At 57.6% G+C, this 12,009-nt stretch carries 8 protein-coding genes and 1 tRNA gene; 2 read left to right on the forward strand and 7 right to left on the reverse strand.

Translation table 11 applies throughout. The annotated features are described in order from the left end of the window. Nucleotides 1-135: 135 nt before the first annotated feature. Complete coding sequence (gene selD, locus ACCQ08_RS16675) at nt 136-1,182, reverse strand: selenide, water dikinase SelD (protein ID WP_373450441.1); 1,047 nt, start codon at nt 1,180-1,182, stop codon at nt 136-138. 1,295 nt (nt 1,183-2,477) lie between these two features. Here selD and ACCQ08_RS16680 point away from each other — a divergent pair. Beyond that, the gene (locus ACCQ08_RS16680; protein WP_373450424.1) at nt 2,478-4,268 is read left to right on the forward strand and encodes a hypothetical protein; all 1,791 of its coding nucleotides are present in this window, start codon (nt 2,478-2,480) and stop codon (nt 4,266-4,268) included. Between the two features lie 80 nt (nt 4,269-4,348). After that, entirely contained in the window at nt 4,349-5,428 is a 1,080-nt protein-coding gene (locus ACCQ08_RS16685; protein ID WP_239809349.1) for an acyltransferase, read from the forward strand. Nucleotides 5,429-5,673: 245 nt separating this feature from the next. Here the strand turns inward: ACCQ08_RS16685 and ACCQ08_RS16690 are convergent. From ACCQ08_RS16690 to fdxH, 6 genes are all read right to left on the reverse strand, one after another. Beyond that, nucleotides 5,674-5,769, reverse strand: a tRNA-Sec gene (locus ACCQ08_RS16690). An 89-nt stretch (nt 5,770-5,858) separates the two neighbouring features. Beyond that, nucleotides 5,859-7,784 (reverse strand): selenocysteine-specific translation elongation factor, encoded by a 1,926-nt coding sequence (gene selB, locus ACCQ08_RS16695; protein ID WP_373450425.1) that lies wholly within the window; start codon nt 7,782-7,784, stop codon nt 5,859-5,861. Then, nucleotides 7,781-9,208 carry an L-seryl-tRNA(Sec) selenium transferase gene (gene selA / locus ACCQ08_RS16700; protein WP_373450426.1) on the reverse strand — a complete coding sequence of 476 codons (1,428 nt, stop codon included), beginning with the start codon at nt 9,206-9,208 and terminating at the stop codon, nt 7,781-7,783. The genes selB and selA overlap by 4 nt, the downstream gene beginning before the upstream one ends. Before the next feature lie 109 nt (nt 9,209-9,317). Next, the gene (gene fdhE / locus ACCQ08_RS16705) at nt 9,318-10,283 is read right to left on the reverse strand and encodes a formate dehydrogenase accessory protein FdhE (RefSeq protein WP_373450427.1); all 966 of its coding nucleotides are present in this window, start codon (nt 10,281-10,283) and stop codon (nt 9,318-9,320) included. Between the two features lie 116 nt (nt 10,284-10,399). Next, the gene (locus ACCQ08_RS16710) at nt 10,400-11,062 is read right to left on the reverse strand and encodes a formate dehydrogenase subunit gamma (RefSeq protein WP_239809345.1); all 663 of its coding nucleotides are present in this window, start codon (nt 11,060-11,062) and stop codon (nt 10,400-10,402) included. Further along, nucleotides 11,059-12,000, reverse strand: a complete 942-nt coding sequence (gene fdxH / locus ACCQ08_RS16715; RefSeq protein WP_373450428.1) for a formate dehydrogenase subunit beta — start codon at nt 11,998-12,000, stop codon at nt 11,059-11,061. The genes ACCQ08_RS16710 and fdxH overlap by 4 nt, the downstream gene beginning before the upstream one ends. Nucleotides 12,001-12,009: the final 9 nt, after the last annotated feature.

Below are 12,009 nucleotides of genomic sequence, written 5' to 3' on the forward strand. Positions count from 1 at the left end.
GGTTGGAGTGTGCGTTTGCGGTATTGCGCGGCTGTCGAGCGATTGTTGCCAGATCATGAAGACGCAAGCCGAGGAGAAGCAAGCATAAAAAAACGCCTGCAGGCAGCAGGCGTTGGCGTGTTGAGATGCTGGTGCTCAGGACACCACGACCTGGGCCTCGCCTGTCTGCATATGGCCGACCACGCAGGCGTCGCCAAAGCCCTGGGTCTTGAAGATGTCCAGCACCTGGCCAACAGCATCCGGGGTGCAGGAGACCAGCAGGCCACCGGAGGTTTGCGGATCGGTCAGCAGGCTGCGCATCGCGTCGGTCACCTGCGCATCCAGCGCCACATGGCTGCCGTAGGACGCCCAATTGCGGCCCGATGCGCCGGTCACCACGCCTTGCTGGGCCAGGTCCAGCACGCCGGGCAGCAGCGGCAGCGCCTGGCTGTCGATCACGGCCGTCAGCTGCGCGCCCCGTGCCAGCTCCAGCGTATGGCCCAGCAAACCAAAGCCGGTGACGTCCGTCAGCGCATGCACATCGGCCAGCTGCGCCAGCGCCGCACCGGGCCGGTTGAGCTGGGTGGTGGTGCGCACCATGCTGGCGTAGGCACTGTCGCTGAGCAGGCCTTTTTTCAGCGCGGCCGATTGGATGCCGACGCCGATGGCCTTGCCCAGGATCAGCACATCGCCCGCCTGGGCATCGCGGTTGCGCTTGAGCTGCGCGGGGTTGACGATGCCGATGCCCACCAGGCCATAGATAGGCTCGACCGAGTCGATGGAGTGGCCGCCGGCCAGCGGGATGCCGGCATCGCGGCAGACCGATTCGCCGCCTTCGAGAATCTTGGCGATGACTTCATGGGGCAGCACATTGATAGGCATGCCGACAATGGCCAGCGCCATCAGCGGCGTGCCGCCCATCGCGTAGATATCCGACAGTGCATTGGTCGCAGCAATGCGGCCAAAGTCATAGGGGTCGTCCACGATGGGCATGAAGAAGTCGGTGGTCGCGACAATCGCCTGCGTGTCGTTGATCTGGTAGACCGCCGCGTCGTCTGCCGTCTCGGTGCCCACCAGCAAAGGTGCATAGAACTGTTTGGGTACCGCGCTGCGGCTCATCAGATCAGCCAGCACCCCGGGTGCAATCTTGCAGCCGCAGCCACCGCCATGCGACAGCGAGGTCAGGCGCGGCGAGGCGGACAGGGGCGTGGTGGGGGCATTCATACAGACATCCTCAAGGGTTACAGACGAGCGGGCAAAGCGGCGCCGCCGAGGGCGGCCCACCATTATCGGCGCGTTGGCTGGCGGGCGTGCGCTGTGCTGTGCTGTTTTGCCGGGAGCAAGAAGATAAAACGGGACTGCGGAGGGCGACTACTTTTTGAACTCTTTCCTTCAGGCCAAATTGGCAAGCATCTCGTAGAGCTTGTGTATTTGAGTTCTCGGCCAAATCCTGATCGGGCGCGGAGTTCAACGAACGTCGTTTGGCTTCTATAAAACTGAGAATTTTTCCAAGGCTGTGGATTTCAGTTTTCGTTTCGGTGTTTATTCAGCGGGCTGATGACGATCTGGAACCGGAACACTTCTCGCTGCATAGCAAACTTAGCCGTGGTGCGGCAACGATGCCATTGCCCTAGCACTCTCAAGACTTTATTTGCCTGTGTGAAGACAGCCTCGTTCCGAACGCGTTGAATATTTCCTTTTCGATGAACTGGTATCTGCCTCGGACGTGGGTTGATGCTAGCTTTTTGAATCGCTACCGACTGCCCAGCTAACGCGTGGTCCAAAGCCATCCTCGCATTCAAATTTGTTTACATTTCACTTCTACATAAGCAGAAATTTAGGAAAGTCAGTGTTTGATAGCTTTAATAAGGAGTTCCAAACAAAGTCGCTTCAAAATGTATCACATATTCTGGTATGCGATTTATTTCTAAATGTATCATTGAGCCGAAAGTGGTCCTTGGGAGGGGGCAAGCAGTCGGGTTGAGAAAATTGTGCTGAGATGTCAATATTTCATCGCCAGGGTTCGCTCAATTTCCTGGAACTCAAATCAACTCGAGCGAGGATGGTTCAGATCTCATGTGCATCAGTTTCGTGCTCTATGGCATATGTTTCTGCATCGCGGCTTTCGATGCTGCCGCATTGAGAGCTACACGAATTCATAGGGCATACCACTTTCCTAGATTCGACGTATTCCATGTCATCGCTACAACAAGAACTTGTCAGTCCCAAAGAACTATGAAATCATGGGTCGTAGTGTCGTGCTCAAGCAAATACAATAGTTGCTGATATCTCAAATAACTATTGATATTTGACTGCATTCATTTGCTTGGTGAGTATGTCTATTAATATTAAGGGTTTTGAGAAGTTACTTTGGTATTCTGCTGATTGCTCGCTAAAAGATTTATCAAAGGTCTATGTGAATTGAAATGTCAAAGAAAGGAGCTTTACTCGGTGTTCGCTTTGCGTTAATAACATTTATATTTAAGTGGAGTAATAACATGTTGAACTTATTCAGAAAGCTAGCTGTATACAGCTTTCGACTAACCTTAATTGCGATATTTGGTGGTTATTCAATAAATGCCTCCGCATTTGTCAATGGTGTCAGTAATGGAAGCTTTGAAGCACCTCAACTCTCAGATGCTACTTTCCAATACAATCCTGTAGGAGCATCCTGGAATTTTACCGGCGCTGGAGTTACAAGAGCAAACAGTGATTTTTGGAACCCCAGTCTTCCAGAAATACCGGCGGGAAAACAAGTGGCATTTATCCAAACGACTGGGTCAATATCTCAATCTATATATGTTCCGCCTGGCTCAATTTTGACATTCAGTGCGACGCAAAGAATAAATAATGGAAATAAGCAAAGGATAAGGTTGTTGGCAAATGGTCAACCTTTGCCTATTAAATTTGGTTCGGATGTGAATGGTGTAGGTTTAACGAGCGAATATTTTACACCACCTGAAGGTTATTTCACTACATATGCTGCTAGTCTAAGCAATTGGGGTGGCGGCAACATAGTACTATCATTTGTTGGCACTAGTACCCAAGATGCCACCGCGTTTATAGATTCCGTCATCCTCACCACGCCAAGTCAAATAGGGTATGGATTTTCCGATCCTTTGTTCGCGCAAGCGGCATGGCGTTCCGATTTGCCTCAAAACACAACATCCTTCTATACAGGCGATTGCCTGTCCAATAACGCGGCGCTTTATGGAATGAAAATACTAACTGCTGGGCCGACTCCAAGTGGGGGTACCGCCAGTAGCACCAGTATTGAGTGCTACGGTGCAGCAAGTGGGCCTTATCCAATGGCAAAAAAATCCAATTGGTATGCTTCAGACAACTATTTGGATGGAAATCCGTATTGGGCGGTAGGTGTTAATACTGAGACTCCGACCAATGGATGCTCTAATAACTATGGTCCAGCTAATCAAAGCAGGCCCCTGGCGATCGGGCCTGCTTTTGGCCAAGCTGGGTATAATTTGTCGTTTAACCAATTAACGACATCGACGGACCCTGCTATAGGTAACTATAATTTGGCAAGCCTGGGTTTCAATCATGATCCCAATGACTGTGGTGGCAATCTACCATACATGTCACTTTCCTCAAATGCAAATCAGGGCAACCAAGCGCCCATTGCCTTAGCAACTGCTTCCCGTAGCTATAATCCATATCTAAATTTTAGATCTGCGGTTATGACTGTTAACCCAGCTTCGATAACATTCTTGCAGATTGTTCTCAAGACTTCAGGGTGGTCTGATGGCATCGATAGAATGGTGACAATTCAGACCATGAATTCGCCAAGTTCGTATGTAGGAGGTTTTCTCGCGACTATTGATCATAATCTGAGTAATCCAGGTAATTTTTTCAACTCCAGTCAGTTTCCAATGAAAAATTACCTTTGGAATTGGAATATTAAGAAGTCGCGATATTATCCAGGTGCGGTGTATGCACAATATACGTCTTATAATCTCAATCAAATATGTGGAACTGATCCTTACTATGTTCCCCTTCCGGTCATCTCGAATCCGGCTGCCAATACATACAAGTCTTTTGTCAATGGTAATTTTGGGCCTAACAATCCGAATGCCATACAAAATGTTAGAATGAACTTGTATTCAACCATCGCATGTTTGGCAAGGAACGGTGCGTGGGCACAAGAGGGCAAGATAGCAACTTTGCCTGATCCTTTGATTGTGAGCCATGTTGAGTGGTCACTTGAGCAAGTAGATAATAATGATAGCAATATTTGGTATGGACTATGGGCACCCACCATAACTAACTATTGATGTGGTGATGTAATCCCGGGGTAGTGACATTGATGTGAATCTCCCCTGGGATTTCAAGAAAACAGTTTTTATAATTAATAATGATTAAAAATATACAAATGCTTCGATTTATAGCAGCATTGTGGGTTGCTATTTTTCATGGTGCGATGGCTGGCGTGTTTACGGGCTTGCCTTCATTGGTGGGCTTTATTGTTAATTTTGGCTATGCAGGCGTTGATATATTTTTTGTGATCAGCGGAGTCATTATGGCTCACTCCACAAAGAGTCTTGGTCACGGACTAAAGACTGCTGCTGCTTTTTTGATTATCAGGTTTTCTAGAATTTATACTGGTTGGTGGCCTGCATTATTGCTGTATATCATTTTTTTTGAATTCACTCACCAACTTGGTCCTCCAATTAATTTACTGTCATCGTTTACTCTTTATTATACAGATTTATCTGGGTTGATCAATATTGCTATTTGGTCTTTGATGTTTGAGTTGTACTTTTACATTATTCTTTCAATTGGATTGTTTTTTTCGAGGCATCAGCGTGACTTGATATTTGCCATGATTTTTATAATGCTTCTGCTGGTAAATATCTTTATTTTTATTAATCGATCCAGTTTCTATCCTGATTCTGAAATAAACTGGATAAAGATGTTTTTTCTATCCCCCCTTGTTATTGAGTTTTTCATGGGTTATTTTTTATATAATTACCTTCAGCCAACTTTGCGTATATCATGGAAAATATGGAGCCTTGTGGCTGTAATTTTTATCGGGTTGATTGTTTATTTAATACCCAATTTCTCTGATTACCCATATGGCTTGGCGAATTCTTATTATTGGTCGGAGCGCTCAGTTTTGGTGGGCGGAGCTGCGTTGGCCATCGTAGGCGTGGCTTTGACATTGCCAGCTCCAAAAAATATTATCTCATTGATATTGGTAAGGTTTGGTGATTATTCGTATTCCATATATTTGCTGCATATATTGGCATTTAATATGTTGTTGAATTTGCTGCCTTGGGCTGAATTTGAAGATAATGCTCGCTTGCTGGCTGCTTTTGCTACTATGGTTTGTTTATTAATTGCATCAGCCTTCTATTACCGCTGGGTGGAGCATCCTATTTATATGTTTTTCCGTGCTAACGCCAAGCGTTGGGTGGGTGCATCTGCCACTTAGGCCGCCCCTGGGTAAAGCATTGAGATATTAATTTGCTATGTAGGGTTCGGCACTGACAACGCCGACAGATTCAGGTGGCTCGGCTGAATCCTGTAGGTCGCGCTACCATCATGGTCAGCCGCATTTCTTTTTGTGGCTAGTAATGGGTGAAGCAGGTTGACCGCAGCGTGTTGAGTCACTGAATCGTCAGAGGAAGATGGGGAAGCTGTATCACTCGGTGTATATCACCTATGTGGTGACCGAGATGGCGGAAGACAGCTGGAGTCGAACCAACCCAGGAGTGGCTGACACCCCTCACCGGGTTTGAAGCCCGGCCGCACCACCGGGCACGATTGCCTTCCCTGCAACACCTGCGTGTTGGGCAAGATCGCCGATTGTAGCGGCTCTGCGCGGCGGCTGCGGCTGGTGCTGCCGCTGACCTTTGGGTGGCTTACGAAGTGGTGCCAGCTTGCCAACGGACACCCGGGCGCAGCACATGCGTATCGCGCACGCGGCGGGTGTAGCCTACGCGGTCGAAAAACTCCAGAATCTGGATGGCGCGTTTGCGGCCCAGGGCGGTAGCGTCGCGGAACACATGGGCCTGCACCTCTCCGCGTTCGGCCTGTTGCGCGAGCTCTGCGGTGAGTGCCGCGAGCGCATCCATCGACGGCGCGGCATAGAACAAGTCCTTGACCACCTGGAACACGAGGCCCTGGCGCGAGAGTTTTTTGAGCAGCTGGCGCACCACTTCCTCTCCGGCGCCATGGTCGCGGGCCAGGTCGCGCACCCAGGGCGGGTCAAAGCGGCTTTCGGTGATGGCGGGCAGCAGGCGCTGGGCCAATGCCTGCTCGGCGTCGCTCAGTTGCACGGTGTGACCGGGCAGATGCAGCCAGGCGCCGCTGCTGGCGATGTGCCCGGTTGCGATCAGCGCATCGAGCAGGCCGTGGTAGAGCGCATCATGGGGGCCATGCTGCAGCGCTGGCAAGGCCATGCGGCGCAAGCGGGCCGCGTTGATGCCAGGTTCATCGGGTGCCAGTGCATGAAAGCGTTGCAGGGCCTGCAGCAGCTGGTCCTGCAGCGTCTGCCAGGCAGCGCGGTCCACCAGCAGCGCATCGCCGTCGGGCAGCGGCAGCTGGGTGCTGTTCTCTGCAACGGCCGGGTTGGCGGTACCGGTCAGCCGCACCAGCTGTGAGCGGGCCAGGCCGAGCGGCGCCTCGGCCAGCAGCGGGGCGGTGTCGGCCGTGGCTATCCAGTGCGCCAGCGCGGCCAGGTAGGCGAGGCGGCTGTCGCTGCGGCGCTTGCGGGCGGGCGCATAGGGATCGAGCACCATGGCGCCGGCAATGGTACGGCTGGCCTGGGCATTGCGCACGATGACGCGGTCACCCGGCAGCACCAGCGCGGGTGCGTCCAGCACCAGCTGGGCCAGCGCTTCGGTGCCAGGGGTCAGGTCGCCATCTTGCAGCAGGGCGATATGGCCGGTGCAGCGCATGGTGCCCAGGTGCAGGTGCACGGCCGACCATTGCGCCAGCGGCGCGGCATCGGCGAGCAGATGCAGGCGTACGTCGATGCGCTGGGTGGTCTGGCGCAGGCGTGCGTCCATGATCCAGTCGCCGCGCGTGATGGCCTCCTTGGCAATGCCCGCCAGGTTCAGCGCACAGCGCTGGCCGGCCAGGCCCTGCGCGCTGGCCTGGTTCTGCGCATGGATGCTGCGCACGCGCACGGGCGTGCCGCTGGCCGAATGCACGAGGCTGTCGCCTACGGCCACCTGGCCATTGAAGACCGTGCCAGTCACCACCGTGCCTTGGCCGGGCAGGCTGAAGACCCGGTCCACCGCCAAGCGGAACAGCCCGCCATGGGCACGCTGGGGCATGGCCTGGGCCTGCTGGTGCAGGTGCTGGCGCAGCGCCCAGACGCCCGGATCATCGGGCAGCGCGGCTGCGGTTTCAAAGATGGGCGCATCGGCCAGGTTGCTGCGCGCCAGAATGGCGCTGATCTCGTCCCGCACCTCATCGATGCGGGCGCGGGGCACGCGGTCCACCTTGGTCAGCGCCACCGTGCCCTGGCGGATGCCCAGCAGCTGCAATATTTCCAGATGCTCCAGGGTCTGGGGCATCACGCCGTCATCGGCGGCCACCACCAGCAAGGCATGGTCAATGCCCACGGCCCCTGCGGCCATCGTGTGCACAAATTTTTCATGGCCGGGCACATCGATGATGCCCAGCACATCGCCATTGGCCAGCGGGGTGTAGGCGTAGCCCAGCTCGATCGAGATGCCGCGCGCCTTTTCTTCCTTCAGGCGGTCCGTCTCCACGCCGGTGAGCGCGCGCACCAGGGTGGTCTTGCCATGGTCGATATGGCCTGCGGTGCCGATGATCATGCCTGGCCGTCCTTGCCGCCGCTGCCCAGGGCCAGCTGCTGCAGGTTGGCGGCAAAGGCGGCCTGGTCGGCCGCTTCCAGGCAGCGCAGATCCAGCCAGAGTGCATCGTCGCGCAGCCGGCCGATCACCGGGCGCGGCAGCTGGCGCAGCGCGGCTTCGAGTTGCTGCAGCAGGCGGCCGGCGCGTTTGCGCTCTTGGGGGCGTACCACCAGGCCATGGCTGGGCAGGCTTTCGACGGGCAAGGCGCCACTGCCGATCTGGCTGGTCATCGCGGCATGCTCCACCAGATAGTCCGGCCCCAGCAGGCGTTGCAGCGGTGCCTGCAGCGCAATCGCCTGCTGCTGCATGGCGGCAGCCGGGCGGGTGAAGAGGCGCAACGTGGTCAGGCGCTCGGCCAGCTTCTCGGGGTGCAGGTAGAGGCGCAACGTAGGTTCAAGCGCGGCCAGGGTGAGCTTGCCCACGCGCAGCGCGCGCTTGAGCGGGTTCTTCTTGATCTGGGCGATCAAGGCCTTGCTGCCGACGATGATGCCGGCCTGCGGGCCGCCCAGCAGCTTGTCTCCGCTGAAGGTGACGATGTCGGCGCCGGCCTCGATGGTTTCGCGCACGGTCACCTCATAGGGCAGGCCCCAGTCGCGCATGTCGATCAGGGTGCCGCTGCCCAGGTCCACGATCAAGGGCAGCTGGCGCGCATGGGCGATGCGCGCCACATCGGCCTCGGCCACCGACTTGGTGAAGCCGCTGATCGCGTAGTTGCTGCAGTGGACCTTCATCAGCGCGGCGCTGTGCTCGCCCAGCGCCGCTTCGTAGTCTTTCTCATGGGTGCGGTTGGTGGTGCCCACCTCGACCAGGCGGGCGCCGGCGCGCGTCATCACATCCGGGATGCGGAAGGCGCCGCCAATCTCGACCAGCTCGCCGCGCGAGACCACCACCTCCTTGTCGCGGGCTAACGTGGACAGCACCAGCAGCACGGCGGCCGCATTGTTGTTGACGATGGTGGCCGCTTCAGCACCCGTCAGGCGGCAGACCAGGTCTTCGACCAGGTCATCGCGGTCGCCCCGGCCGCCGTCGGCCAGGTCGTACTCCAGATTGCTGGGGGTCGCCAGCGCCTGCACCACGGCGTCGATGGCCTCCTGGGGCAGCAGCGCCCGGCCCAGGTTGGTGTGCAGCACCGTGCCGGTCAGGTTGTAGACCGCTTTCAGACGCGGCGCAAACAGCTGTTGGAGCTTTTGTTCGGCGGCGTCCAGCAAGGCATCGGCACCGTCTGCGCTGCTGCCCGCCTGTGCCAGCCAGCGGCTGCGGGCCTCGCCCAGCGCTGCGCGGATGGCCTGCGTGCACTGGGTCTTGCCGTAGCCGTCCAACAGCGCAGCGGTGCGCGGGTGCTGCAGCAGCTTGTCAACAGAGGGCAGGTGGGACGGTGCGTTCATGGGCAAACCAGCTCAAACAGGGGCAGAAATAAAAAAACGATGGGCTGCGGCAGCAGCGCCATCGTCCAGTATGGCATGGTGCCAAAACGTTCAGGGTGCGGGCACGCCCTTAATGCAGATCGGGCACGCTGCCATCGGCATCGGCCGCCTGCGGCTCGGCCACGGCCACGAACAGCAGCGGGTTGCCGCTGGCGCGCGAGAACGAGGTCTGCTCGCTCATCAGCAGGTCCAGCATCAGGCTGGCCAGGTCATCGGCCAGCGGCTCGGCCAGCGGGTCTTTTTCCTGGTTGACCAGCTTGCGGTAGCTGCCGCATTCGGTACAGGTTTCCGCCAGCACGACATCCTTGCCGCCATCCAGGCCCTGGTAGCGGATGCCCTTGGTCGATTCGCAGTCGCTGCATTTGACGCGCACCATATGCCATTCGGTCGCGCAGCAGCCGCAGTGCAGGTAGCGGTGGCCGGCCATCTTGCCGCCAATGCGCACCACGCCGGCAACAGGCTCGCTGGCGCAGACCGGGCAAATGGTAGCCGGATCGGTAAAGGGGATGTCGGCCAACCTGAGCTGGCTGGCGCGGGTGGCAAATACCACTTGCAACGCCGCCATGACAAATGGTGCCAGGCCCACATCGCGCGCAGCCAGCTCCTTGGTCAGCAGGCGTTTGGCCAGCGCATTGCGGTCCTCGGTGCTGCAGCGTTGCAGCTCGGCAATCAGCGGCTGCAGGGCTGGGGGCAGGCCATCGGCACTGCCCAGCTGGCCCAGCATGCTGTCCAGCACCTGGTGCCAGGCGGGGTCCAGGTGGTCAGCGGCAGGCAGCAGCGGCGACGAGAACTGCTGGGCCTGCGCGATAGCGGCAGCTTCAGGCGCCGCGACCTGCAGGCCCTGGGCGGCCTGGTGCTGGGCGTCCACCAGTTTAGCGATGAACAGCAGGTAGTCCGCAATCGGGTTGCCGTCGGCCAGCTGGCGAATGCGCTGGGCTCGGTCAAGGAACAGACTGCTGGTGTTGGGCAGCAGCACGCGCGGGAAACTGGTGTGGTCGAGCGACTCGATCTCACCGGGCTGAAGAATGCGTTGCATACGGGGATTTTCTCAAAAATCAACGCCGATAGTCCTGGCGGGGCTATCGGCGTTGGGGAGCGGGGCGGGGCCGACCCGGGGCAGGGCCGCTTGCCGGGGCATGCCCGGCAAGCGCATCAGGCACCGCGCTTGTGGCTCGTCTGCTTGTCCATGTCCGTGCTGTCGCCCGTCATGCGGCGGTACCACAGCGGATGGTGGTAGCGCGCCCAGGCGCGGGTCACCGTGCCGCGCGTCATCGCGCGGATCGTGCCCTTGGTCCAGATGGCGGCGTAGATGTGGGCAATGATCAGACCGATCAGGCCGAAGGCCGACAGTGCATGCAGCAGCGCCGCAGCGCGCACCACATTCACCGGCAGGTTCCACCAGGCGCGCCACATCAGCACGCCGGTCACCAGCAGGCCCGCCATGCACAGCACCAGCATCCAGAACAGCGCCTTCTGGCCGCCGTTGTACTTGTCCACCGGCGGCATCTTTTCGTGCTCACCGTTGACCAGCGCCGGCACGTTCTTGAGCCATTCCACATCGTTCTTGCGAATGATGTTGAGCTGCCAGAAGCGGAAGAACATCAGCACGAAGCCGACGGTCATCACCAGGCCGATGTATGGGTGCAGGATGCGGGTCCAGGGTCCGCCACCGAACAGGTTCGTCATGAAGAAGAACGAGGGATGGAAGAACGCCAGACCCGACAGGGCCAGCAGCACAAAGCTGATCGCGACCACCCAGTGGTTGACGCGTTCGCCAGCGGTGTAGCGTTGAATATCACGGGTCTTGCTTTTCATCGTCCAGACTCCTCGTGGTGGTCAATGCCCTTTTCCGCACGTGCCCTGGCGGCTTCTTCCTCTTCCAGCTCCTCAGGCACTTCGATCGGGCCCTTGGTGATGTAGTGGAAGAAGCTGCCGACGGCCGCAACGCCCAAGGCTGCCAGCGCCAGTGGCTTGGCCACACCCTTCCACAGGCTCACCATCGGGCTGATCGATGGATCATCGGGCAGGCCGTGGTAGAGCGAGGGCTTGTCGCCATGGTGCAGCACATACATCACGTGGGTGCCGCCCACGCCTTGCGGATCGTAGAGGCCGGCCTTGTCAAAGCCGCGCTCCTTCAGATCGACAATGCGCTCCTCGGCGCGCTCCTGCATGGCGGTCTTGGTGCCAAACATGATCGCGCCGGTCGGGCAGGTCTTGACGCAGGCAGGCTCCTGGCCGACGGCCACGCGGTCCGAGCACAGCGTGCACTTGTAGGCCTTGTGGTCCTTTTTGGAGATGCGCGGAATGTTGAACGGGCAGCCGGTCACGCAGTAGCCGCAGCCCACGCAGTTTTCCTCCTGGAAATCCACGATGCCGTTGGTGTACTGCAAGATGGCACCGGGAGAGGGGCAGGCCTTGAGGCAGCCCGGGTCTTCGCAGTGCATGCAGCCGTCCTTGCGGATCAGCCATTCCAAGTTGCCGGTGGCATCGTTTTCGTATTCGGAAAACCGCATCACCGTCCAGGAGTTGGCCGTCAGGTCGGTCGGGTTGTCGTAGACCCCGGCCGCGACCGTGCCCACATCGTCACGCAGATCGTTCCACTCCATGCAGGCGGTCTGGCAGGCCTTGCAGCCGATGCACTTGGAGACATCGATCAGCTTGGCCACCTCGCCGCCATGCGGGCTGCGCACGCTGGGCGATGGGGTGGTGGTGGCGGAGCGGCGCTTGATATCCAATGATTGAAGAGATGACATCGCTGCTCC

The sequence above is a fragment of the Comamonas sp. SY3 genome (genome assembly GCF_041730275.1).
GTDB lineage: Bacteria > Pseudomonadota > Gammaproteobacteria > Burkholderiales > Burkholderiaceae_C > Comamonas > Comamonas sediminis.